The following is a 23928-nucleotide window of genomic DNA, read 5'->3' on the forward strand; positions in this document are numbered from 1 at the left end:
AGGTACGGCCCGCCGCCGCGTCTGTCACGGCCCGCTAGAAGCGTGCGGGCCGTGCCTTAGAGGTCATGTGCGGGAGTAGGGGCCGGGCGAGCGCAGGGTCTGGGCGTGGGCAGCGGCCTGACGGCGCATCTCCAGGCGGGCCATCAGCTCGGCGTCCTCCTGGAGCTCCTGCTCCGACGGCGACAGGATGACCATCAGCAGCATGGTCAGCGTGATGAGGCTGACCACGGTCATCAGCGGCACCAGGAACGACAGCGCGTCGGCGCCGCCCACGTGCCCGGGCTCGGGGTGGACCTGCACCATCATCGCGAACATGCCGGTGTAGTGCATGCCGCAGACGGCCACACCCATGATCAGCGCCGCGCCCGTGATGGCGAGCGGACGCTTGACCTGCACCGTGAACCACAGCGCCACCGTCGCCGCGACGACCGCGATGGCGACGGAGGCGCCCACGATCAGCGGATCGTAGGAGACGTGCGCGGACATGTTCATGGCGTACATGCCCATGTAGTGCATGCCTGCCACGCCGAGGCCGGTCAGCAGGCCGCCGCCCAGCAGCGAGAGCACTCTGGCCCGGCCGTAGGAGACGAGGAACAGACCGGCGCCGACGACCACGATGGCCACGAGCGCGGAGGCCACGGTGAGCGGCACGTCATATCTGATCTGCGTGCCCTCCACGTCGAAGCCCATCATGGCGATGAAGTGCATCACCCAGATGCCGGTGCCGCCGATGGAGATGGCGGCGGCGACGAGCCAGCGGGCACGCGAAGAGCCTGTCGAGGCGTTGGCCTGGGCCGTGAGCCGCAGTCCGAGCATTGACCCGATCGCCGACATCACGTACGCGAGGATCGGCGTGAGTGGGCCCTGGGTGAAATGATTAACAGCGGACATGTTGTGAGATTCCTTGCCATAGGGATCTACCGGATTGTGACAGGCGGAACGTCCAATTTGCATGGATAGCATCACTATCTGTCAACTGGCGTGTCGGAAACGCGAGAAATGCTCATGACAATCGAGGGACCGTTCTGGCGGGCGATCGCCGTCTTCAGGGTCGCCTCGCTCGTGTACGCGGCCGTTCTGATGGCCCAGCACGAGGGCTTCGCCGAGCCCTTGACGGGCTGGGTCGTCATCGCTGTCATGGCGCTCTGGACGGCCGCCTCGACCTTCGCCTACTCCGTCAGGGCGCTGCGCGGCAGGCCGCTGCTGGTGATCGACATGCTGGTGGCTCTCGCGTGCCTGCTGGCCACGCCGTACGTGCAGGGCCAGTTCCAGGGCCAGGTGGGCAGCATGCCGGTGCCCGCGATCTGGGTCGCGAGCCCCGTGCTGGCCTGGGCGGTGTACGGCGGGCGCCGCCTGGGCGCGGTCGCGGCCGCCATCGTCGCGGGAGCCGACCTCTGGGTGCGCGCGAACGGGCCAGACTCGCCCATCCTCCTCAACGGCGCGGTGCTGCTGTTCATGGCGGGCATCGTCGTCGGCCACGTGGCGCGCCTGGCCAAGCAGGCGGAGGAGCGTATGCAGCGCGCCGCCGAGATGGAGGCCGCCCAGCGCGAGAGGGAGCGGCTGGCGCGCGGCATCCACGACTCGGTGCTGCAGGTGCTGGCGCTGGTGCAGCGGCGAGGACAGGAGATCGGCGGCGAGGCGGCCGAGCTCGGCAGGCTCGCGGGGCAGCAGGAGGCGGCGCTGCGCGAGCTGCTCGCCGTCCGCCCCGCGCCCACGGGCTCGGCCGATCTGCGGGCGCTGCTCATGAGGCACGGCTCCGCCCAGGTCACGGTCTCCACCCCCGCCACCCCCATCGTCCTGCCCGGCTGCGTGGCCGAGGAGGTGGCGGCGGCCGTGCGGGCGGCGCTGGACAACGTGCGGGCGCACTGCGGGCCGGAGGCGAGGGCGTGGGTCTTCGCGGAGGAGGGGGAGGGCGAGGTGACGGTGAGCGTGCGCGACGAGGGCGAGGGGATCGAGGAGGGACGGCTGGAGCGGGCCCGCGCGGAGGGACGGCTCGGCGTGGCGCAGTCGATCGAGGGCAGGGTGGCGGACCTGGGCGGCCGCGTGTCGATCATCTCCTCGCCCGGCGAGGGCACCGAGGTCGAGATCACCGTCCCCTCCGCCCCTCCGCCCGCGCCTGTCGAGAGAGCTGTCAGAGGGCGGCGAAGCCCAGGGCCATCAGAACGAGACCGGCCAGCGTGACCACGCACCCCCCGAGCACGGCGAGCCGGCGGCGGCGCCATCCCAGCCAGTAGACGATCACATAGGGCAGGAAGGCGATGCCTGTCAGTCCCGTCGCGGGCAGCAGCAGCGCGACCAGCAGGCCGTCCCTGCCCGTCCTGACCGCGCGCTCGCCACCGGGAACGAGCTGCGCGCGGAAGACCTGACCCGCCCTGGAGTCGGGCGAGGCGGCCACCGGAAGGGCGGGGTCGCCCGAGTCGGGGACGAAACGGCCCCTGCAGTCGTAACGCCCGCTGCCGAGGTCGGCGCAGGAGACGACGGTGAGCGTGCCGGGAACACCGATGGCGCCGGTCGCGAGCCTGAGGTCGGTCATGGCGGCGGGAACCGTCGCCGCGCACAGGCCGAGCCAGAGCAGGACGAGGATGACCCTGCCTGTCGTGCCGGGCGGGGCGCCGCGAGGGGAGGGCGGAAGGGCGTCGAGGAGGTCGGGCACGGGGCGAGTCTGCCCTGCCGTACTTGCGGGTGACTGTGCTTAGAGTTGCGGCATGGTGCGGGTGATGGTGGTCGACGACCACCCGATGTGGCGCGACGGGGTGGCGAGGGACCTGACCGAGGCCGGCTACGAGGTGGTCGCCGCCGTCGGAGAGGGACGGCAGGCCCTGCGGGTGGCGGAGGCGGTCAGGCCCGACGTGGTCGTCCTCGACCTCCAGCTGCCCGACCTGTCGGGGGCCGAGGTGGCCAGGGGGCTCGGCGGCGCCAAGATCCTCGTGCTCTCGGCGAGCGCCGAGCAGGAGGACGTGCTGGAGGCGGTGAAGGCCGGGGCGTCGGGCTACCTGGTGAAGTCGGCCAGCAGGGAGGAGTTCCTCGACGCGGTGGCGCGCACCGCCTCGGGCGACGCGGTCTTCACGCCCGGTCTCGCCGGGCTGGTGCTGGGGGAGTACCGCAGGCTGGCGGCCAGGCCCGCGGCGCAGCCCGAGGGGCCGCGGCTGACCGACAGGGAGACGGAGGTGCTGCGGCTGGTGGCCAAGGGGCTGTCGTACCGGCAGATCGCCGACCGGCTCGTGCTCAGCCATCGGACGGTGCAGAACCACGTCCAGAACACGCTGAACAAGCTGCAGCTGCACAACCGGGTCGAACTCGTCCGCTACGCCATCGAACAGGGCCTGGACGACGACCCACCCCGCGCGGGGTTTTCGGGCGCGGGAGCGGACTAAACTCGGTGGGTCGCGGCGTTGCAGACAGCGCCGCGTTCCCGCATCCCTCCGGAGGTTCCCGCCATGACGATGTCCGCCCTGGGCGAGCCATGCGTTCTGCTCAAGCTGGGCGAGATCGTCCTGAAAGGCAAGAACCGCGAGCTGTTCGAGCGCAGGCTCGTCGGCAACATCCGCGCCGCCCTGAAGGACTTCGACCTCAAGATCGACGTACGGCAGCGCCACGGCGTGATCGCGATCTTCCTGCCCGCGGGCACCGGTGTCGAGATGGCCGACCAGGTCGCCCAGCGGGTGACCGACGTGCCAGGCCTGGTCTGGATCCACCGCGCGTGGCGGGTGGCCAAGGACCCCGACACCGTGGTCAAGGCCGCCATCGAGCTGATCAAGGACCGCGACGAGGTCAAGCGCGGCGCCACCTTCGCGGTGCGCTCCCGCCGTCGTGACAAGCGCTTCCCGCTGAAGTCCAACGAGCTCGACCGCCTGGTCGGCGGTCACATCAACGACGTCTACGGCCTGCCGGTCAACCTGAAGCGTCCCGAGCTGACCGTCTTCGTCGAGGTCGACCGCGACGAGGTGTTCGTCTTCACCGACGGCCTGCCGGGCCAGGGCGGGCTGCCGGTCGGCAGCAGCGGCAGGGCGCTGGTGCTGATGTCAGGCGGCATCGACTCGCCCGTGGCCGCCTACCGGATGATGCGCAGGGGTCTCCACGTCGACTTCCTGCACTTCTCCGGCATCCCCTTCACGACCTCCGAGTCGATCTACAAGGCCTACGCCCTCGTGCGCAGGCTCGACCGCTTCCAGGGCAGGTCGCGGCTGTGGGTCGTGCCGTTCGGCAAGGCCCAGCAGTCGATCAGGAACTCCGGCCAGGACCGGCTCGCGGTGATCGCGCAGCGGCGCCTGATGCTGAAGACGGCCGAGGAGGTCGCCCATCGCATCAGGGCGGGCGCGCTCATCACCGGCGACGCGCTCGGGCAGGTCTCCTCGCAGACGCTGCAGAACATCACCGCCCAGGACCACGCGGTCGAGCTGCCGATCCTGCGCCCGCTGATCGGCTGGGACAAGACGGAGATCATGGCCGAGGCGCGGCGCATCGGCACGCTGGAGATCTCCGAGCTGCCCGACGAGGACTGCTGCACGCTGCTCGCGCCCAAGCGGGCCGAGACCAGGGCCAAGATCGAGGACCTCAAGCTGATCGAGAAGCGCCTCGACGCCGAGGAGCTGGCGGTCCAGCTGGCCGACTCCATCCAGGAGTACACGCTCTAGCTCTCCGCGCGCCGCGGCGCGCGGATCAGGCGTCGACCTTGAAGGGGTCGTGCTCGGCCAGGAGCTTGTCCAGCCTGGCCTGGTCGACACGGGTGGTGACCGCGCTGAACTCCTGGCGGTCGCGCACCACCTTGGCCAGCGTGAACGCCGAGGTGACCACGTACAGGACGCCGACGGTGAGGAAGGCCCTGATCCAGCCGGAGACCGGCAGGTAGGCGACCCCGATCGCCACGGCGGACAGGGACAGGCCGAAGGACAGGATCGACTGGATGTAGAAGGCGGCTGTCTGGGTGGGCTGGATCGGTTTGTTCATGGCTTGATGATGGATCGCCACGAACTCCGACACATGCGGAGAAATACTTAGTTACTCGTGAGTACGGCAGGCGGGTTCGTGACACGCCGGCCGTACCAGCCCATGGCCCAAGGGGTCAGACCGTCAGCGCGTCGCCGACCACGCCCTTGCCCATCAGCTGCGGGAAGGTGTGCATGATCTTGGCGAGCTCCCGCAGGTCACCGTTCACCAGCGCCTGGGGACCGTCGCAGAGCGCCTGCTCGGGGTGCGGGTGGACATCGATGATCACGCCGTCGGCGCCGACCGCGATGGCCGCGCGGGTCAGCGGCAGCACCAGGTCGCGGCGGCCGCCCGAGTGGGACGGGTCGATGATGACCGGCAGGTGCGACAGGCGCTGGGCGACCGGCACGGCCGACACGTCGAGCGTGTTGCGGGTGGCGGTCTCGAAGGTGCGGATGCCGCGCTCGCACAGCACGATGTCGAGGTTGCCGCGCTGGGCGATGTACTCGGCCGCCATCAGCCACTCCTCGATGGTGGCGTTCATGCCGCGCTTGAGCATGACCGGCTTGCCCGCGGCGCCCACCGCCTGCAGCAGCGCGAAGTTCTGCGCGTTGCGGGTGCCGACCTGGAGCATGTCGGCGTAGGAGGCGACCAGGTCCACGTCGTGGGCGTCCACGACCTCGGTCACGATCGGCAGCCCTGTCTCCTCGCGCACGTCGGCCAGGATGCGCAGGCCCGCCTCGCCGAGACCCTGGAACGCGTACGGCGAGGTGCGCGGCTTGTAGGCGCCACCGCGCAGCAGCGTCGCGCCCGCCGCCTTGGCCATCTGGGCCGCCTCCAGCGTCTGCTGCGGGGTCTCCACCGCGCACGGCCCCGCGATCAGCGTCACGGTGTCGGGACCGATCGGCACCCCGCCGACGTGCACCGTCGAGCGATCGGGGTGGTTCTCCCTGCTCACAAGCTTGTAGGGGGCGGTTATGCGCATGACATCGCGCACCCCGCCCATCCCGCGCAGATTGACGGCGCTGAGCTGGGTCACATCGCCCACCAGCCCGACGATCGTGCGCTGCACGCCACGGCTGACGAACGCCTCCACCCCTGCCGCCTGCACGAGGCCGACGATCGCCTCGATGTCGCCCTGCGTCGCCTCGGGGCCCATCACGATGACCATGTTCTCTCCTTGAAAATGACGAAGGCCCCGGGTCCAGTGGACCCGGGGCCTTCGATTCGCCTGTGTGTGCTAGCGCATCACCAGATGGCGAACGGTCCGACCGGGTCCGTCGCCATACCAAAACAGGAACGTGATGTGCATAGTGCGCCAATAGTAGCGCATGCCTGAGGCGCGGCAACCGGGCACCGGGTCCCGGCCGCCGTGGGGGTGATGGGAGGATGGTCATGAACACCGTCGGCGAGGGAGTGATCGTGGAGGAGTCGCGCCTGCCCCCAGGCCAGTACGTTCCACGCGGCCGACCCGTCATCCACTACGGCAGGGTTCCGCGCTTCAAGCAGGACACCTGGGACTTCCGCGTCTTCGGCGCGACGGCCTCGGGTGAGGAGCACCGCTTCACCTGGCCCGACTTCGGCGGCCTGCCGAGGACGTCGGTCATCGCCGACTTCCACTGCGTCACGAAGTTCTCCCTCATGGGGAACGAGTGGGCGGGGGTGAGCGCGCAGGCCCTCATGGCCGCCGCCCCGCCAGCGGACGGGGTCGGCCACGTGATGATCTGGGCCGAGTACGGCTACAGCGCCAACATCAGGATGTCGGACTTCTCGGCCCCCGAGACCCTGTTCGCCACGGACCTGGACGAGAAGCCCCTCTCGCCCGAGCGCGGCTTCCCGCTGCGCATCGTGGTCCCGCACCTGTACGCGTGGAAGAGCGTCAAGTGGGTGCGCGCGGTGGAGTACCTGGTGGAGGACAGGCGGGGCTTCTGGGAGGAGCGCGGCTACCACAACGTGGCCGATCCGTGGAGGGAACAGCGCTACTCCTACCAGGAGGAGCCAGGCGAGGGGCCACCTTAGCGTTCCCGCCCGGACACGGCGCGTTATTGGCTACCGTTGCGCGCATGTCGACCACCGCCTGCGTGGTGCTGGCCGCTGTGGCGTTCGCCGCAGGGTTCGTCCTGGCCAGACGGCGTCCCGCGCTACCCGAGGGTGGCTGGAAGGACGAGGCCACCTTCACGACCCTGCACATCGCGGCGATGGCGGCGCCGTCCCTGCGCGCGGGGCTGACGAAGGAGTCGGCGCGCAGGGCCGTACGGCATCTGCGCGCCCTGCTCGGCACCTCGGCGCTGGCGATCACCTCCACCGACGCGGCGCTGGCGTGGGACGGCGCCTGCACCGACGAGGTGCTGACGCACGCGCGCGCCGCCTTGGCCTCCGGCCGCCCGCACGTGTTCGCCGGCGAGCCGTACGGCGCGGTGGTGGTGCCGCTGACCGTCGAGGGCACGGTGGTCGGCGCGCTCGCCGCCTACGACGAGGAGCTGAGCGCCGCGCTGGTGCGCACGGTCACCGAGGTGGCCAGATGGGTGTCGGGGCAGCTGGAGCTGGCCGAGCTCGACTCCTCGAGGAAGCGGGCCATGGAGGCGGAGATGCGGGCGCTGCGCGCGCAGATCTCGCCGCACTTCGTCTACAACGCGCTCACCACGATCGCCTCGTTCGTCAGGACCGACCCCGACAGGGCGCGCGAGCTGATCCTCGACTTCGCCGACTTCTCCCGCTACGCGCTGCGCAAGGCCCGCGACTTCACCACCCTGGCCGACGAGCTCACCTGTGTCGACCGCTACCTGCTGCTCGAGAGGGCCCGCTTCGGCGACAGGCTGCGCTTCAGCGTGCAGGTCGCGCCCGAGGTGCTGCCGGTGCCCGTGCCGTTCCTGTGCCTGCAGCCGCTGGTGGAGAACGCCATCAAGCACGGCATGCGCGGTCACGACGGCAAGGGCGAGGTCAGGGTGGTGGTCCGCGACGCCGGCCCCGAGGCGCACATCTCGGTGGAGGACGACGGCATGGGCATGGAGCCCGAGCGGGCGCGCCAGGTGCTCGACGACGACCCGCGCAACCAGGGCAACGGCATCGGGCTGGCCAACGTGGACGTCAGGATGCGCCAGATCTACGGCGAGGCCTACGGCCTGGTGGTCGAGACGGCGGTGGGCGCGGGCACCAAGGTGCGGCTCCGCGTCCCGAAGGCCCGCCATAGCTCTTTGTAGTCAAATCTTTACTGTCTGCTGGCGTGTCGCTTGTGACCTGGGGCGTCATGAGGCAGCGTAGGGGGATGCTACGCGTTCTGGCTGTCGACGACGAGGTGCCCGCCTTGGAGGAGCTGGCCTACCTGCTCCGCCAGGACACCAGGGTCGAGCACGTGGCGACCGCCTCCGACGGTGTCTCGGCCCTGCAGGACATGGTCCAGATGATCGGAGCGGGAGAGCGCCTCGACGGCGTCTTCCTCGACATCCGCATGCCAGGTCTCGACGGCCTCGACCTGGCCAGGCTGATCGGCGGCTTTCCCAGCCCGCCGAAGCTGGTGTTCGTGACCGCGCACGACGACTGCGCGGTGCAGGCCTTCGACCTCCAGGCGGTCGACTACCTTCTCAAGCCGGTGCGCGCCGAACGGCTGGCCGAGGCGGTGCGCAGGCTCAGCGCCGTGGCCACGCCGGCGGGCGAGCAGGGCCCCGACGACGTCATCCCGGTGGAGCTGGGCGGGGTCACCAGGTTCGTGCCGCAGCAGGCGGTCTGGTTCGCCGAGGCCAAGGGCGACTACGTCCGCCTGCACACCGTCGACGGCAGCTACCTCGTGCGCATGTCGCTGGCCGCGCTGGAGCGGCGCTGGTCGAGCGCGGGCTTCATCCGCGTGCACCGCAGCACGCTGGTCTCCGCCCGCCACGTCAGCGAGCTGCGCTTCGACGGCGGCAGGGTGCTGCTCACCGTCGGCACCGAGACGCTGCCGGTCAGCCGCCGCCACACCAGACAGGTAAGGGAGCAGCTGGTGCGCCAGTTCAAGGCGCTCGCGTGAACGGCAGGCGGGTGGTGGTGACCAGGAGGCCCGTCGCCGTCCACCGGGCGGCCAGGGCGTTGGGCCTCGACGACGCCGACGGCGCCGACGAGACCCGAAAACTCATGGCCAGGCAGGCCAGGATCGCGCTGTCCACGGTCGCGATGGTGGTGGCCCTGCTCGTGGGGCTGCCGCTGCTGACCGCGCCCGGCGACTGGCTCTGGGTGACGCTGGCGCTCCAGCCGGTGTGGGTGGCGCTGGCCGTGGTCCAGCTGAGACGGGCGGAACGCGCGGAACGCCGGCCGTGAACGCCACCGTCGGCGCGTCGGCCGCGGGTATCGCCTTCGTGATCATCCTCGCCGTGACGGTCGGCACGGTCAGGCCCCGCCGATACGTCACGGTGGCCGAGTTCTACGTGGCGGCCAGGGCGGTGCGGCCGTGGTGGAACGGGGCGGCGATCAGCTCGGAGTTCACCTCGGCCGCGGCCTGCCTGGGCCTGGCGGGGTTGATCGCCACGCACGGCGCGCCGATGCTGTGGTATCCGGTGGGATCGGCCGCCGGATATGTCGTGATCCTGGCGCTGGTGGTGGCGCCGCTGCGCCGCTCGGGCACCTACACGCTGCCCGACTTCGCCCAGTGGAGGCTCGGCTCGGCCGCCCTGCGGCGCTACGCCACCTGCCACGTCCTGGCGATCGGGCTGCTCTACCTCGTCTCGCAGCTGCACGCGGCGGGGGTGGTGCTCCACCTGCTCACCGGGCTGCCGCCGTGGACCGGCTGGCTGACCGTGTCGCTGGTCTCCGTGGTGGTCGCCCTCGCCGGCGGCATGTGCAGCGTGACGAGCGTGCAGGCGGTGCAGTACTGGCTCAAGCTCATCGTCTTCGCCGGGGTCGGGCTGGTGCTGTGGTACACGTGGCGCTACGGGGCCGTCGGGGGGCCGCCGGAGGTGGCGGGGGCCGCCGCGCCCGCCACGGGCGGCAGCCTCGCTGGGGCGGGCGACCCGTCGCTGCCCGGCGTGCTGACCGTGCTGCTGGCGTGCGCGCTCGGCACGATGGGGCTGCCGCACATCGTCGTGCGCGTCTACACCAACCCCGACGGGCGCAGCGCGCGCCACTCGATCGTGGCCAGTCAGGTCCTGCTCGGCCTGTTCTTCCTGCTGCCGCCGCTGTACGGGATCCTGGGCCGCGTGCACGCGCCCGGCGCCCACGCGGACCAGGTCGTGCTCCTGCTGCCGGGCAAGATGCTGCCGGGCCCTGTCGGCGACGCGCTGACGGGGCTGCTGGCCGCCGGGGCCTTCGCCGCCTTCCTCGCGACCTCCTGCGGGGTGCTGGCGGCCGTCGGAGGCGCGGTGTCGGCCTGCGTGACGCGGCCGAGCGTGGGGGCCTTCAGGATCGCCGTCGCGGGGACGGCGGGGGCGGCACTGACGTTGACCTCGCTCACCACGGCGGGCAGCTCCGTGCTGCTGGTGCTGCTCGGCTTCAGCCTGTCGGCGGCCACCTTCTGCCCGCTGCTGCTGCTCGGCATCTGGTGGCGCCGGCTCACCTCGGCGGGCGTCGCGGCCGGCTTCGCCGTGGGAGGCGGCCTGACGGTCGCGCTCGTCGCGGGCGACCTGGTGGGCGTGAAGGTGGGGGTCGTGTCGCAGTATCCCGCCCCGTTCGCCGTCCCGCTCTCCTTCGCGGTGATGGTGGTGATTTCTCTGCTCACGCCAGGTCGGGTGCCCTTGAAGGTGGATCGGATGATGGCCATGATGCACCTGCCCGACGATCTCGCGAGCCCCTCGGAAGACCGCTCGTCGCCCGTGGACGACCGCTCATAGGTTGAACACGCTCCGTATAGCGATGACTACTGACCGTTCGGCGAGCTGTTCGTCAACGGGGTTTCACGTCCAAGATCGCAACCGTAGTGTTTCCGCATCGGAGAGCCACTCCGTCGCATCGGGGGGGACGAGCCGCCAGGCTCACAGGCCTGATGCGCGGATCCTCCGGTGACCATCTGGTCACCGAAACGGTGGTCGGGCCCTTTACCGGGGGGTAGGGCCCGCCCACCGACGACGTGAAGGGGCGCCCGCTGTGGCCGCGAGCTGGACCGCGATCCGGCCCTACGGGGGCGGCCGGATCGCGCGAGCGGCGCCCCTTTGCGTCTCCTGTCACGGGATGCGCCTGTTGCCGGTTATTGACGCGATCACCGGCCGTCCTGGAGCCTGAGGTCACCCACCGAAAGGCCGGTACCCACGTGGACAGGGATCGTTATGGCAGGTTCGCCGTCGTCATCGCCTCTCTCGTCCTGCTCCCGCTGATCCTTGAAATGCTCTCCTGGTACATCGAGAGGGAGGACTACAGCTTCTCCCGCGCAATGACGGTGCTGACGGTGATCGTCGCGCTGACCGTCATGGCGCTCGTGCTCGGCAGGATCCGCGCCCGCTTACCCGTGCTGCTGGTCGTCGCGCTGACCGTCGCCGCGGCGGGCAGCGGCCTGCTCGGCTTCGTCGCCGCCTTCGGTCCGGTGTGGTGGGGCGGCGGCGTCGCGGCGGAGCTGCTCGGGCTGATCACCGCGGGCGTCAGCGCCTTCACCGTCGCGACCTGCGGCTACCTGCTCTACCTGTACAACAGGGGCCTGTACCTCCCGCACATGACGGCCCCTTCGGGCATCGCGCCCACCGCCACCAAACGGAAGGTCATCGGCGAGTCGGAAATCCTCATCAGGACCACGCCCGAGCCCGGCGCCTCGATCGAGAAGGCGCTCGCCAGCTGCGTGGCCATGCTGGATCAGGAGGACCTCCACTTCGTCGGCTACTTCACCGGCGACCGGTGCGTGTTCTACACCGACGTGCTCGACGACGCCGACCTGGCCCACTTCTTCCACGACACCAGCCAGGAAGAGCGCAGGCGGGTCTACCTGGAGGCCGGACAGCAGCTGCAGTGGCTGACCACCCGCCTGGACAGGCAGCTGGCCAGGATCGAGAGCGGGATCCTCATCAGGACCGTGCTGGACGTCGAGCGTGGCGCGCTCTACCTCTACTGGATCGACTCGGGCCGCTACCTGGTCGGGGTGACGCTCGACCAGCGCAAGGTCGACGTCGCCGACGACAAGATGGCCAAGCTGGTCGACACCATCCGCGGGCACTTCACGCTGCCGCCGATCAACCAGCGGGAGAAGCCTCCGGAACCGAAAGGGCACCTGCGCCCCATCTCAGGGAGTGAACGTTGGTCCGAATCGGGCTCCTGATCCTGCTCGTCGGGATCGGCTGGCTGACCGCCGATCTGGGTCACGTCGAGGGCCTGCAGTACTCAGGCGCCTACCTGCTGCTCAGCAGCCTGTTGCTGGCGGTCGGCCTGTACGGCAGCACGCACGGCATCGACAGAGCCGAGGCCAGGCAGCACCGCAGGCTGATCCTGCTGGCCGTGACCGTCGGCGTGCTGCTCAAGGCCGCCTTCGTCGCGGGGGTGGTCTACCTCGTCTCAGGCGATCCGCGCGCGGTGATCCTCGCGGTGGCGGTGGCCCAGATCGACCCGCTCTCCGTGGCCTCGGTGATGTCCGACAACAGGCTGTCGGACAGGGCCAGGACGATCCTGGGCGCGTGGTCCTCCTTCGACGATCCCGTGACGGTGATCCTCGCCTTCTACGCCGTGTCGCTCACCCGGCCGGTCGAGGGCGGCCTGTCGGTGTCGTACCTGGCCGATCTGGGACTGAACGCGCTGTTCGCGATCGCCGTCTACGCGGTGTGGCGGCTGGTCAGGAAGGCCCCGCCGGTGCTGAGCTACCTGGCGGCTGCGGGGGCGGTCGCCACCGCCGCGTGGAGCTCGCTCATGCTGGGCATCGCAGCGGCGGGACTGTACCTGCGGCTGCCCGACGCCCGCTGGCTGAACAGGTCGGTCAGCGCGGCGTTCGCGCTGTCGGCCTTCCTGATGGGGCTGCTGCTGGTCGGCGGGGCGAACCTGATGATGGGGGTGCTGCTCGGACTGTCGGCCTTCGCCGCCCAGATGCTCGCCGCGCTGGTGCTCACCCACGGTCTGCCGGTGATCGACCGGATCCACCTCGGGCTGGCCCAGCAGAACGGCATCACGGCGGTGATCCTCGCCCTGGCCTTCGAGCGGGACTTCCCCGGATTCGTGGCGGTGATCGCTCCCGCCATCCTGACCGTCAACCTCGTCTACGTCGTGGCCAACAGGGCGGCCGACACCTGGGGCGGCCGCCACGGCCGGGCCGCCGCCAGGCCTTCTGACCGGTAGCGGCGGCTCAGCTGTCGCGCAGCTTCTTCAGCAGCTCGATGTCGGCCCTGTTCTGCTCGGCCTTGCCGGGGGTCTCGATGCAGATCGGCACGCCCGCCACGGCCGGGTGCCGCATCAGCTCACCGAACGGCTGCGCCCCGATGTGACCCGCGCCGATGTTCTCGTGCCTGTCCTTCTTGGACCCGCACACGTCCTTGGAGTCGTTGGCGTGCACGAGCTTCAGCCGCCCAGGGGCGATGGCGTGCAGCGCGTCGAAGGTCTCGCGCACCCCGTCGGGCGAGGCGAGGTCGTGGCCGGCGGCGAAGGCGTGGCAGGTGTCGAGGCAGACGCCGGCCTTGGGGTGCCAGTCGAGGGCGGCCAGGTAGGGCTCGAGGTCCTGGACGGTGGCGCACAGCATCGCGCCCTGCCCCGCCATTGGCTCGAGCAGCAGGTCGGGGCCGTCGTCGGGGATCTCCTCCAGCAAAGGGAGCAGGTGCTCGTGCAGCTGGCGGAGGGCGTCGTCGCGGGACTGACTGACCGCGGAGCCGGTGTGGACGACCACGCCCTTGCTGCCCGTGGCCACTCCGCGCAGCAGCGTGTGACGCGTGATGGCGATCGAGTTGGCGAGCGTCTCGGGGTTGGGCGAGCCGAAGTTCACCAGGTAGGGCGTGTGGATGAAGGAGACGACGCCCGACTCGGCGAGCTTGGCGTCCTCTTCGGGCCTGCCCGCGGCCAGGGCCCAGCCCCTGGGGTTGGTGACGAAGACCTGCGCCATCTCGGCGCCGATCTCGGCCATGTACTTCAGGCCGCCCGTCGCCAGGCCGCCGGTGACGGAGACGTGTCCGCCGATGAGAGAGGTAGGGCTCATGATGCCGCCAGTGTAGGCCGGTTGACCGACAGTCCGAGCCGGATGTCCGCGGGCCAGGCCGTCCGGCGCGGGAGGGCGTTCACCAGGGAGTTCGGCGTCTCAGTTCCACGGGATCTCCGGCGAGCGGTAGAAGGTCACCGAGCGGGCGCTCCATCGAGGACCATGCGCGGCGAGCCTGGTCCTGTAGCCCTCCCACGAGCGGGCGGCGGCGGGCGACCAGCCGATCTCGGCGATCCCGGGCAGGCGCGGATAGGCCATGAACTCCAGCGCGCCAGAGGTCGCCAGCGTCTCCGTCCACAGCGGGGCCTCGACGCCGAGGATGTCCCGCTCGCCGACGCCCTCGACGACGGTGGCAGGGTCCCACTCGTAGCTGTCGCTGACCTCGACCAGTCCGGCCCAGTCCAGGCCGTACTCGGTGGAGTCGGTGTACTTCATGTCGAGGTAGGCGTGGTCGGCGGGCGACATGACGAGCCTGGCCCCGCGCGCCACGGCGGCGCGGGCGCGGTCGGGCTCGCGGGGGTTCCAGTGCTGGGCGACCGAGCCGGAGGTGATCTCCGCCCAGCCCATGAGCCGCTTGCCGTGGGTGTCGACGATCTGCTGGGCGCGGGCGACGAACTTCTCGTAGTCCTCGGGGTCGGTGCTGTGCGCCTCGTCCCCGCCCAGGTTGAGGTACGGCCCGGGCGTGAGCGCGGCCACCTCCCGCACCACGTCGTCGAGGAAGCGGTAGGTCACCTCCTTGTCCACGCACAGGGAGCTGAACCCCACCTCGGTCCCCTCGTACGGCTCGCGCGCCACCCCGTCGCAGTTCAGCTCGGCGTAGGCGGCGAGGGCGGCGTTGGTGTGGCCGGGAGTGTCGATCTCGGGCACGACGGTGACGAAGCGCTCGGCGGCGTAGCGGACGATCTCGCGGTAGTCCTCCTGGCTGTAGGAGTCGTCGCCCGCCAGCTCGGGCCAGCTCTTGATCTCGATGCGCCAGCCCTGGTCGTCGGTCAGGTGCAGGTGCAGCACGTTGACCTTGTAGGAGGCGGCCAGGTCGATGTAGCGCTTGACCTGCTCGACGGTGAAGAAGTGGCGCGCCACGTCGAGCATCACGCCGCGGTAGGAGAAGCGCGGCCTGTCCTCGATGCTCACCCCGCCGATGGTCCACGGGCCTGGCTGCGGCGCGGGGTTCTCGATCGCGGCGGGCAGGAGCTGGCGCAGCGTCTGCACCCCGCGGAAGACGCCCTCGGCGGTGCCCGCCGCTAGCCGTACGCCGCCGGGGGTGACGTCAAGGGTGTAGCCCTCGCGGCCGAGTTCCTGGCCGCCGGAGACCTCCAGAGTGATCTCGGCGGGCTCGCGCACGACGGGCAGGGCGTAGCCGGTGGAGCGGCGCAGCATCCTGGCCAGCTCCTCGGCCACCGGCGCGCCCTCGGCCGAGCGCACGCCGATCCTGGCGTCCGAGGCCAGGGTGAAGGAGCCCTCCGTCACGCGCAGCGAGGCGGGAACAGGCACCAGGGCGGGGCCGTCCGACTCGGGGGAGGAGGGGGCGCACGAGGTGGCGAGGGCGGAGACCGTCATGAGCGCGGCAAGGCGGCGGTGCGGCAACGGACGCTCCCAATAGTAAGGTTTCTTTACATATACCACAGACCCTCAGCCCAGGCGCAGCGCCAGGAAGAAGTCCACCCTGTCCTCCAGCCGCGACAGGTCCCTGCCCGTGAGGTCCTGGATGCGCTGGATGCGGTAGCGCAGGGTGTTGACGTGGACGTGGAGCAGCTCCGAGCACTTCGTCCACGACCCCGAACACTGCAGGAAGGCCTCCAGGGTGCGGACCAGGTCGGCCTTGTGCACCTGGTCGTAGGAGCGCAGCGGGTCGAGCAGGCGCACCTTGAAGACGTGCCGCACGTCGTCGGGCACCGAGGCCAGCAGCAGCACGTGCGTGGCCAGCTCCTCGTGGCCGACCACCGCGCCCTGACCCGGCCTGCCCTCGGCCAGCCGCCTGGCGAAGCGCGCCTCCTCGACCGCGCCGCGCAGCCCCTCGACGGGCGCCGCGCCGCTGACGCCGACGGTCAGGCGGGTGTCGGTGAGCGCGGGGGACAGGTGCTGGACGGCGGCGCGCACCCGGGCGGTCACATCCGTGTCGTCGGCGGGCACCAGGGCGATCGCCTCGTCGTCGACGACCCCCACGGCGGGAGCGGCGGGCCCCTGCAGGAGCTCCTTGATGACGCTGCGCAGCTCGGCGGGGCGCAGGGCGCCGTGGGCCGCGGCGGCGAGCGCGACATAGCCGGGCGCTCCCGCCAGTCCCGTGACCTCCAGCCTGGGCAGGATGTCGCTGGCCTTGCCCTCGGTGACGACCAGGCGGACGAGCTCCTGGGCGATGCGCCCCTCGGGGCTGAGCCTGTCGTCGAGCCGGACGCGCTCGACCGCGGCCACGGCCGCGAGCTCGCCTGCCAGCGCCCGCCGCTCCTCCGGCCAGTCGGAGTAGCGGCCCTCGAAGGCGACGAACCAGTCGGCCACCCTGGAGGTGGTCTGCTCGTCCACGGGGAAGACCGAGTAGCCCGCACGCGTGCACGGCAGCCGCCTGGCGGTCAGGAAGGTCGTGGCCAGGGCGGTGGCCGTGCCGGGGTCGAGCGGGCTGGAGCCCGACACCAGGCGGCCCGAGGGTGTGAGCACCCAGCAGCGCATGCCGAGGTCGCGTCCGATCATCTCCAGCACAGGATCGAGCCCCGCGCCCGCGACGAGCTGGCGGTGCCGGTCGAGCACGGCGGTCACGTCGGAGGCGCGAGCCGTCGACAGGTGCCGCACGATGTGCTCGGTGACCTCGGCGAACGACAGCTCGGGCGGCACGTGGAACAGCGGCACCCGGTGCCTGCGGCAGGCCTCGACCAGGTCGGGCGGCAGGTCGCCGCTGCGCGCCTCGCAGGCGCCGAGCCCCGACACCCCCGCCCTGGCCAGCGCTCTGACGAAGGTCTCGCTGTCGTCGGCAGAGCGCCGCCAGATCAGCCCGGTCAGGACGAGCTCGCCGCCGGTGAGGTAGCGGCCAGGGTCGAGCAGGTCGGTGGTGACGACCCACCGGACAGGCCGCTCGAGCTCGTCGTGCCCGGTGACGACCGACAGCCCCAGCTCCGGCATGCCCGCCAACGCGTTGAGTCGCATGCACTCGGAGGGTAACCGAAGTGTGAACAGCCCGAGCATTGGAGGTTGACACGAAAAGACCTGGCCAACCCCCCTCCCACTTCGGAGTTCTTGCTGCTGGACCGGGGACATCAGGGCTGTGTGTACTCATGACATGGTGAACCTCAACGCCCTCAGCCCCGAAGAGGCGGAGAAGGAGCTGCTGGCCTGTTGCGCCTCCCGCGCCTTCACCCGCGAGGTGGCGGCGGGCCGGCCGTACGCGGGGCCGGCCGAGCTCGGCGCGGCGGCCGAGGCCGCGGTGCGCGCCCTGGCCTGGCCCGACGTCGAGGAGGCGCTGGCCGCCCACCCGAGGATCGGCGAGCGCGCCGCGGGCGCCGGGCGCGAGTCGGAGTGGAGCAGGCAGGAGCAGTCGGGCGTGGAGGACCACGTGCGCGCGGAGCTGGCCGAGGGCAACCGCGTCTACGAGGAGCGCTTCGGCCACGTCTACCTGATCTGCGCCACCGGGCTGTCGGGCGAGGAGATGCTCGCCCGGCTGAAGGGGCGCCTGGACAACGACGAGGCCACCGAGCGCGCGGTGGTGCGCGACGAACTGGCCAAGATCACGAGACTGAGGCTGGCGAGGATATGAGCTTCTCGACGCACGTGCTGGACGCGGTCACCGGCAGGCCCGCCGTGGGAGTCGCGGTACGGCTTGAGCACGAGGGGCAGGTCGTGGCGCAGGGCCGTACCGACGACGACGGCAGGATCAAGGGCTGGAACCCGGGCGCGGGCGTGCACAGGGTGGTCTTCGACACCGGCGCCTACCTCGAGCAGACCTTCTATCCCGAGGTCGTCATCACCTTCACCGTCGCCGACCCGGCCGAGCACCACCACGTTCCCCTGCTGCTCAGCCCGTTCGCCTACTCCACCTACAGAGGGAGCTAGATGTCAGTCATCCTCGGACCCAACCGCTACGGCAAGGCGGAGACGAGACTCGTCCGCGTCGTGCGGGACGGCGGGGTCCACCACCTCAAGGACATCAACGTCAGCAGCTCCCTGTCGGGCGAGATGGAGGCGGTCCACCTCACGGGGAGCAACGCCGCCGTGCTGCCGACCGACACCCAGAAGAACACCGCCTACGCCTTCGCGCGCAAGCACGGCGTCGACCAGATCGAGGACTTCGCGCTCCTGCTGGCCAGGCACTTCGTGCAGTCCCAGCCCACGATCCACCACGCGAGGGTGGAGATCGACGAGTACGGCTGGGAGCGCATCGGCGGCGGGCACTCCTTCGTGCGCGGTGGCAGGGAGGTGCGCACCTGCGTGGTCCACCACGACCGCGACGGGCGGACCAGCGTGGTCTCGGGCCTGAAGGACCTGGTCGTGCTGAACTCCACCGACTCGGAGTTCCACGGCTACATCGTCGACGAGTACACGACGCTCAGGCCCACCACCGACCGCATCCTGGCCACGGCCGTGACCGCCCACTGGCGGCACACCTCGCCGGAGGCCGACTTCGGCAAGTCGTACGCCGAGGTGCGCCAGAGCCTGCTCGACGCCTTCGCGGGCACCTACAGCCTGTCGCTGCAGCAGACGCTCTACGCCATGGGCACACGGGTGCTGGAGAGCAGGCCCGAGGTGTGCGAGGTTCGCATGCGGATGCCGAACAAGCACCACTTCCTGGTGGATCTGGAGCCGTTCGGCCTGGACAACGACAACGAGGTCTTCTACGCCGCCGACCGGCCCTACGGCCTGATCGAGGGCAGTGTGCTGCGCGAGGACGCGCCCGACGCGGCGTTCGCTTGGGAGTGACGATGGACTTTCTTCGGCCCACGACGTGGGAGGAGGCGCTGGCCGCCAAGGCGGACCAGCCCGAGGCGGTGCCCATCCAGGGCGGCACCGACGTGATGGTGGAGATCAACTTCGACGTGCGCAGGCCCGTCGCGCTGCTCGACCTCAACCAGGTGCGCGAGCTGCACGACGTGGAACTGGTCGACGGGGTGCAGCGGGTCGGCGCGGGCGTGCCGTACGTGCGGGTCATCGAGGAGCTGGGCGGCGCGCTGCCCGGCCTCGCGCAGGCGTCGAGGACGGTCGGCTCGCCGCAGATCCGCAACCGCGCCTCGGTGGGCGGCAACCTCGGCGCGGCCTCGCCCGCCGGAGACAGCCACCCGCCGCTGCTGGCCGGTGACGCGGTCATCGAGGTGGAGTCGCGGGACAGGGGCGTGCGGCTGATCCCCGCCGCCGAGTTCTACCTGGGCGTGAAGCGCAGCGCGCTGGAGCCTGACGAGCTGATCAGGGCCTTCCGCATGAAGCCCGCCGAGGGGCCGCAGTACTTCTCCAAGGTCGGCACCCGCAACGCGATGGTGATCGCCGTGTGCTCGTTCGCGGTCGCGCTGCATCCGTCCGAGCGCAGGGTCGGCACGGGGATCGGCTCGGCCGCCCCCACACCGCGCAGGGCGCTGGAGGCCGAGGCGTTCATGGCCGCCGAGCTCGACTGGGACGCGCGGCTCGACCCCGCGGTTCTGAAGCGGTTCGGGGAGCTGTGCGCGCAGGCGGCCTCGCCGATCGACGACGTGCGCGGCACGGCCGACTACCGCAGGCACGCGCTCGCGGTCATGGCCCGCAGGACCCTGACCTGGGCCTGGAACGACTACAGGAAGGCGAGGGCCGCGTGATGCGGGTCAACTTCACCGTCAACGGCAGGAGCGAGGCCGTCGACGACGTGTGGGAGGGCGAGAGCCTTCTGTACGTGCTGCGCGAGCGGGTGGGCCTGCCGGGCTCGAAGAACGCCTGCGAGCAGGGCGAGTGCGGCTCCTGCACGGTCTACCTGGACGGCACGCCGGTCTGCTCGTGCCTGGTGGCGGCGGGCCAGGTCGAGGGACGCGAGGTCCGCACGGTCGAGGGACTGGCCGACGGCGGGGGGCTCGACCCCGTGCAGGAGGCGTTCGTCGAGGCGGGCGCCGTGCAGTGCGGCTTCTGCACGCCCGGTCTGATCGTGCAGGCGCACGACCTCATCCAGCGCAACGAGCACCCCTCCGACGTGGAGATCCGGGAGGCGCTTGCGGGCAACCTGTGCCGGTGCACCGGCTACGAGAAGATCCTCGACGCCGTACGGCTGGCGGCCACCCGCAAGGCGGCCCTGAAGTGATCATCGAGAACGTCCACATCGCTCCGGTCGTGGGCCCCGAGATCGACTCCGGATACATCCGGATCGAAGGGGACCGGATCGTCTCGCTGGGAGCGGGGCCCGCGCCCGAGGGCGGCGGCGAAAGGATCGACGGCACCGGCTGCCTGGCCACGCCTGGACTGGTCAACACCCATCACCACCTCTACCAGTGGGCCTCCCAGGGCCTGGCCCAGGACGCCACGCTGTTCGAGTGGCTGGTGTCGCTCTACCAGGTGTGGGCGGCGATGGACGCCGAGGTGGTGCACGGCGCGGCCTCGGCAGGGCTCGGCTGGCTGGCACTCTCGGGCTGCACGACCTCCTCCGACCACCACTACGTCTTCCCGAAGGGCCGCGGCGACCTGTTCGCCGCCGAGATCGAGGCGGCCCGCGAGATCGGCCTCAGGTTCCACCCCGCGCGCGGGTCGATGGACAGGGGCGAGTCGCAGGGCGGGCTGCCGCCGGACGTGGTGGTCGAGCCGCTGGAGGAGATCCTCACCGCCACCCACGAGGCCATCCGCGCCTACCACGACCCCTCCTTCTCCTCCAAGCTGCGCGTCGCGGTCGCGCCGTGCTCGCCGTTCTCGGTGAGCGCCGAGCTCATGACCGAGGCCGCCGCCCTGGCCAGGGCGGAGAACGTGCGCCTGCACACCCACCTGGCCGAGACGCTGGACGAGGACGAGCACTGCGTCGAGCAGTTCGGCATGCGGCCCGTCGACTACATGGACAAGCTCGGCTGGCTCGGGCCCGACGTGTGGTTCGCGCACGCCGTGCACCTGAGCGACGGCGACATCGCGAAGTTCGCGGCCACCGGCACGGGCTCGGCGCACTGCCCCTCCTCCAACGGGCGGCTGGGCGCCGGCATCGCAAGGGTGTCGGAGATGCTCGAGCGCGGCGCCAACGTCGGGCTCGGCGTCGACGGCAACGCCTCCTCCGAGCTCACCACGCTGGCCGGCGAGATGCGGCAGGCGCTGCTGTTCCAGCGCGCCCGCTACGGCCCCACCGCGCTCACCGCCAGGCAGGCGCTGGAGATCGCCACGCTCGGCGGGGCGCGCAACCTCGGCAGGCAGGAGGAGCTCGGCTCGATCGAGCCGGGCAAGCTGGCCGACCTCGCGCTGTGGCGGGTGGACGGAGCCTTCGGCTCGGCCGTCGCCGACCCGGTGTGCCAGCTGGTGTTCGGCACCAGGCAGCCGCCGCTGGCCAGGCTGCTGGTCGGCGGCGAGACGGTCGTCGAGGACGACGAGCTGCGCACGGTGTCGCAGGACGCCGTGGGCAGGGCGGGCGCGAGCGCCCGCGACCGTCTGCTGCGCACGGCGGCGGAGCAGGGATTCAGCGCGGCGAAGGAGGTTCACTCATGAGGGGGACACCCGAGGTCATCACGGTGCGGGGAGCCGGCGGGGTGGGCGACAGCCCGCCGCGGCCCGACGGCACCCTGAAGGTGACGGGAGAGTTCGCCTACGCCTCCGACCTGTGGATCGACGGCATGCTGTGGGGCGCCACGCTGCGCAGCCCGCACCCCAGGGCGCGCATCGTCGCCATCGACACCGCCGAGGCGCTCGCCCAGCCGGGCGTGCACGCCGTCCTGACCCACGAGGACGTGCCAGGACGCAGGCACTACGGGCTCGACCACACATGGGACCAGCCGGTCCTGGCCATCGGCGAGGTCCGCCACCAGGGCGAGCCGATCGCGCTGGTCGCCGCCGACCACCCGGAGACGGCCCGCAGGGCGCTGGCGAGGATCGCGATCGAGTGGGAGGTGCTCGAGCCCCTGACCGACGCCCGCCGCGCCGCGTTCGACCCCTCCTACCCGCAGGTGCAGGAGCGGCCGAACCCGGCCAGGCACCAGCCCGTCCGCGTGGGGGACGTCGAGGCGGCCAGGCGGCTGGCCGAGGTCGTGGTCAGCGGCACCTTCGAGGTCGGCATCCAGGACCAGGCCTTCCTCGGTCCCGAGTCGGGGCTGGCCGTACCGGCCGAGGACGGCGGCGTGGACCTCTACGTCGCCACCCAGTGGATGCACAACGACCTCAAGCAGATCGGTCCCTGCCTCGGGCTGCCCGAGGAGAAGATCAGGATGACGCTGTCGGGCGTCGGCGGCGCCTTCGGCGGGCGCGAGGACCTGTCGATGCAGATCCACGCGGCGATGCTGGCCATGCGCACGGGCAGGCCGGTCAAGATGGTCTACGACCGGCGCGAGTCGTTCTTCGGTCACGTGCACAGGCACCCCGCCGAGATGCGCTACGAGTACGGCGCGCTGAGCACCGGCGAGATCCTCTACGCCGACGTCGAGATCCTGCTCGACGGCGGGGCCTACACCTCCGCGACGCTCAACGTGGTCGGCAACGCCGCCTCGCTCGGCGTCGGACCCTACGAGATCCCCAACGTCAGCATCGACGCCTACGGCGTCTACACCAACAACCCGCCGTGCGGCGCGATGCGCGGCTTCGGCGCGGTGCAGGCGTGCTTCGCCTACGAGTCGATGATGGACAAGCTGGCCGCCGCCTGCGGGATCGACCCCGTGAGGATCCGCCAGATCAACGCCGCCTCCCAGGGCACCAGGCTCGCGACGGGTCAGGTGCTGTGGGCCCCGCTGCCGATGGCCGAGATGCTGGAGCAGGCCCGCACGCTGCCGCTTCCCGCCCCGCTCGACGCCACCGACATCAGGAACCTGCCCGGTGGCGCGTCGCAGACCACGCACGGCGAGGGCGTCAGGCGGGGTGTCGGTTACGGAGTGGGGCTGAAGAACATCTGCTTCTCCGAGGGGTACGACGACTACTCCACCGCCAGGGTCAGCCTGGAGGTCATCGGGGGAGAGGCCACCGCGCTGGTCCACACCGCGGCGGCCGAGGTCGGCCAGGGGCTGGAGACCGTCGAGGCCCAGATCGCTCGCACCGAGCTGGGCATCGAGCGCGTGGTCATCCACCCCGCCGACAACCAGGTGGGAGACGCGGGGTCGAGCTCGGCCTCCCGCCAGACGTACATGACGGGAGGCGCGGTCAAGGCGGCATGCGAGGCCGTCAGGGAGCGGCTGTTCGAGCGCCTCGACCACGACGACCTCTCGCTCGTCGGCGGCAAGATCGTCTCCGCCTCCGTGGGGGTGATCGCCTCGATCGAGGAGGTCCTCGGCGAGGACGTCATCGAGGAGACAAGGGAGTACCACCACGAGCCGACCACCGGCATGGACAAGGAGAGCGGGCAGGGCGACTCGCACACCCAGCTCGCCCTGTGCGTCCACCGCGCGGTCGTGGACGTGGACGTGGAGCTCGGCCTGGTGAAGGTCGTCGAGCTCGCGGCGGTGCAGGACGTCGGGCGGATCATCAACAGGCTCTCGCTGGAGGGCCAGATCCACGGCGGCAGCGCGCAGGGGCTCGGCCTGGCCGTGATGGAGGAGATCGTGGTGCGCGACGGCGTGGTGCGCAACCCGTCGTTCACCGACTACCTCATCCCCACCATCCAGGACATGCCGCCGATGCGGCTGGAGATCCTCGAGAACGCCGACCCGCGCGCGCCGTACGGGCTGCGCGGGGCGGGAGAGCCACCCACGCTCTCCTCCACGCCCGCGATCGTCGCGGCCATCCGCGACGCCACGGGCCTGGCACTGACCAGGGTGCCGGTACGGCCGGAGCACATCACCGGCCAGTAAGGGACGAGCACACACCCCCCCGCGACGGGTCCGTCATGCCCCGCCGCAGGTCGATCA

24 protein-coding genes are annotated in these 23928 nt (G+C 71.0%); 17 read left to right on the forward strand and 7 right to left on the reverse strand.

The genetic code is table 11. The features are described 5' to 3' along the window. Window positions 1–63 precede the first annotated feature (63 nt). On the reverse strand, window positions 64–891 hold the full coding sequence (locus ABFX55_RS12460; RefSeq protein ID WP_346120589.1) for an MHYT domain-containing protein: 828 nt from the start codon (window positions 889–891) through the stop codon (window positions 64–66). 114 nt (window positions 892–1005) lie between these two features. Here ABFX55_RS12460 and macS point away from each other — a divergent pair, with 114 nt between their 5' ends. After that, on the forward strand, window positions 1006–2181 hold the full coding sequence (macS, locus tag ABFX55_RS12465) for a MacS family sensor histidine kinase (protein ID WP_346120591.1): 1176 nt from the start codon (window positions 1006–1008) through the stop codon (window positions 2179–2181). Here the strand turns inward: macS and ABFX55_RS12470 are convergent. Further along, a complete protein-coding gene (locus tag ABFX55_RS12470; protein ID WP_346120593.1) occupies window positions 2132–2653 on the reverse strand; it encodes a hypothetical protein in 522 nt (173 codons plus the stop codon). The two genes, macS and ABFX55_RS12470, sit on opposite strands and share 50 nt — an antisense overlap. A gap of 52 nt (window positions 2654–2705) precedes the next feature. On the opposite strand from ABFX55_RS12470, the gene ABFX55_RS12475 reads away from it, so the two are divergent. Together ABFX55_RS12475 and thiI are read left to right on the forward strand one after the other, a co-directional pair. Then, window positions 2706–3374 carry a response regulator gene (locus tag ABFX55_RS12475; protein ID WP_346120595.1) on the forward strand — a complete coding sequence of 223 codons (669 nt, stop codon included), beginning with the start codon at window positions 2706–2708 and terminating at the stop codon, window positions 3372–3374. A 63-nt stretch (window positions 3375–3437) separates the two neighbouring features. After that, entirely contained in the window at window positions 3438–4634 is a 1197-nt protein-coding gene (gene thiI / locus ABFX55_RS12480; protein WP_346120597.1) for a tRNA uracil 4-sulfurtransferase ThiI, read from the forward strand. 25 nt (window positions 4635–4659) lie between these two features. On the opposite strand, the gene ABFX55_RS12485 is transcribed toward thiI, so the two are convergent. Continuing rightward, on the reverse strand, window positions 4660–4947 hold the full coding sequence (locus ABFX55_RS12485; protein WP_183658862.1) for a YiaA/YiaB family inner membrane protein: 288 nt from the start codon (window positions 4945–4947) through the stop codon (window positions 4660–4662). 115 nt (window positions 4948–5062) lie between these two features. After that, window positions 5063–6097 (reverse strand): 3-deoxy-7-phosphoheptulonate synthase, encoded by a 1035-nt coding sequence (gene aroF, locus ABFX55_RS12490; RefSeq protein WP_346120599.1) that lies wholly within the window; start codon window positions 6095–6097, stop codon window positions 5063–5065. Between the two features lie 224 nt (window positions 6098–6321). Between aroF and ABFX55_RS12495 the strand changes: the two genes are divergently transcribed. The 7 genes from ABFX55_RS12495 to ABFX55_RS12525 all read left to right on the forward strand — a co-directional run bounded on the left by ABFX55_RS12495 (window position 6322) and on the right by ABFX55_RS12525 (window position 13134). Next, entirely contained in the window at window positions 6322–6945 is a 624-nt protein-coding gene (locus ABFX55_RS12495; protein WP_183658866.1) for a molybdopterin-dependent oxidoreductase, read from the forward strand. Window positions 6946–6989: 44 nt separating this feature from the next. Next, window positions 6990–8126: a sensor histidine kinase gene (locus ABFX55_RS12500; RefSeq protein WP_346120602.1), complete on the forward strand. Its 1137-nt coding sequence runs from the start codon at window positions 6990–6992 to the stop codon at window positions 8124–8126. A 65-nt stretch (window positions 8127–8191) separates the two neighbouring features. Continuing rightward, complete coding sequence (locus ABFX55_RS12505; protein WP_346120604.1) at window positions 8192–8929, forward strand: LytR/AlgR family response regulator transcription factor; 738 nt, start codon at window positions 8192–8194, stop codon at window positions 8927–8929. Next, window positions 8926–9216, forward strand: a complete 291-nt coding sequence (locus ABFX55_RS12510; protein ID WP_346120605.1) for a hypothetical protein — start codon at window positions 8926–8928, stop codon at window positions 9214–9216. Before ABFX55_RS12505 ends, ABFX55_RS12510 begins: the two co-directional genes overlap by 4 nt. Then, on the forward strand, window positions 9213–10721 hold the full coding sequence (locus ABFX55_RS12515; RefSeq protein ID WP_346120607.1) for a sodium:solute symporter family transporter: 1509 nt from the start codon (window positions 9213–9215) through the stop codon (window positions 10719–10721). Before ABFX55_RS12510 ends, ABFX55_RS12515 begins: the two co-directional genes overlap by 4 nt. Before the next feature lie 416 nt (window positions 10722–11137). Further along, window positions 11138–12130 (forward strand): hypothetical protein, encoded by a 993-nt coding sequence (locus ABFX55_RS12520; protein ID WP_346120609.1) that lies wholly within the window; start codon window positions 11138–11140, stop codon window positions 12128–12130. Beyond that, entirely contained in the window at window positions 12109–13134 is a 1026-nt protein-coding gene (locus ABFX55_RS12525) for a cation:proton antiporter (protein WP_346120611.1), read from the forward strand. Before ABFX55_RS12520 ends, ABFX55_RS12525 begins: the two co-directional genes overlap by 22 nt. 7 nt (window positions 13135–13141) lie before the next feature. On the opposite strand, the gene ABFX55_RS12530 is transcribed toward ABFX55_RS12525, so the two are convergent. The 3 genes from ABFX55_RS12530 to ABFX55_RS12540 all read right to left on the reverse strand — a co-directional run bounded on the left by ABFX55_RS12530 (window position 13142) and on the right by ABFX55_RS12540 (window position 17113). Next, complete coding sequence (locus tag ABFX55_RS12530) at window positions 13142–13981, reverse strand: deoxyribonuclease IV (protein ID WP_183658875.1); 840 nt, start codon at window positions 13979–13981, stop codon at window positions 13142–13144. Between the two features lie 99 nt (window positions 13982–14080). Further along, window positions 14081–15565, reverse strand: a complete 1485-nt coding sequence (locus ABFX55_RS12535; RefSeq protein WP_346120613.1) for a beta-N-acetylhexosaminidase — start codon at window positions 15563–15565, stop codon at window positions 14081–14083. A 45-nt stretch (window positions 15566–15610) separates the two neighbouring features. Further along, on the reverse strand, window positions 15611–17113 hold the full coding sequence (locus ABFX55_RS12540; protein ID WP_346120615.1) for a PucR family transcriptional regulator: 1503 nt from the start codon (window positions 17111–17113) through the stop codon (window positions 15611–15613). Between the two features lie 133 nt (window positions 17114–17246). Here ABFX55_RS12540 and uraD point away from each other — a divergent pair, with 133 nt between their 5' ends. From uraD to ABFX55_RS12575, 7 genes are read left to right on the forward strand one after another with little or no spacing between them, the layout of a single operon-like run. Next, the gene (gene uraD / locus ABFX55_RS12545; protein ID WP_346120617.1) at window positions 17247–17720 is read left to right on the forward strand and encodes a 2-oxo-4-hydroxy-4-carboxy-5-ureidoimidazoline decarboxylase; all 474 of its coding nucleotides are present in this window, start codon (window positions 17247–17249) and stop codon (window positions 17718–17720) included. Beyond that, the gene (uraH, locus tag ABFX55_RS12550; RefSeq protein ID WP_346120619.1) at window positions 17717–18016 is read left to right on the forward strand and encodes a hydroxyisourate hydrolase; all 300 of its coding nucleotides are present in this window, start codon (window positions 17717–17719) and stop codon (window positions 18014–18016) included. The genes uraD and uraH overlap by 4 nt, the downstream gene beginning before the upstream one ends. Continuing rightward, the gene (pucL, locus tag ABFX55_RS12555; RefSeq protein ID WP_346120621.1) at window positions 18017–18880 is read left to right on the forward strand and encodes a factor-independent urate hydroxylase; all 864 of its coding nucleotides are present in this window, start codon (window positions 18017–18019) and stop codon (window positions 18878–18880) included. It abuts the gene before it with no gap. A gap of 2 nt (window positions 18881–18882) precedes the next feature. After that, a complete protein-coding gene (locus ABFX55_RS12560; protein WP_346120623.1) occupies window positions 18883–19743 on the forward strand; it encodes an FAD binding domain-containing protein in 861 nt (286 codons plus the stop codon). Beyond that, the gene (locus ABFX55_RS12565; RefSeq protein WP_346121965.1) at window positions 19743–20216 is read left to right on the forward strand and encodes a (2Fe-2S)-binding protein; all 474 of its coding nucleotides are present in this window, start codon (window positions 19743–19745) and stop codon (window positions 20214–20216) included. Before ABFX55_RS12560 ends, ABFX55_RS12565 begins: the two co-directional genes overlap by 1 nt. Window positions 20217–20218: 2 nt before the next feature. After that, window positions 20219–21589 (forward strand): 8-oxoguanine deaminase, encoded by a 1371-nt coding sequence (locus ABFX55_RS12570; protein ID WP_346121967.1) that lies wholly within the window; start codon window positions 20219–20221, stop codon window positions 21587–21589. Beyond that, a complete protein-coding gene (locus ABFX55_RS12575) occupies window positions 21586–23871 on the forward strand; it encodes a xanthine dehydrogenase family protein molybdopterin-binding subunit (RefSeq protein ID WP_346120625.1) in 2286 nt (761 codons plus the stop codon). The genes ABFX55_RS12570 and ABFX55_RS12575 overlap by 4 nt, the downstream gene beginning before the upstream one ends. Window positions 23872–23928 lie beyond the last annotated feature (57 nt).

Source organism: Nonomuraea roseola (assembly GCF_039535395.1).
Lineage (GTDB): Bacteria > Actinomycetota > Actinomycetes > Streptosporangiales > Streptosporangiaceae > Nonomuraea > Nonomuraea roseola.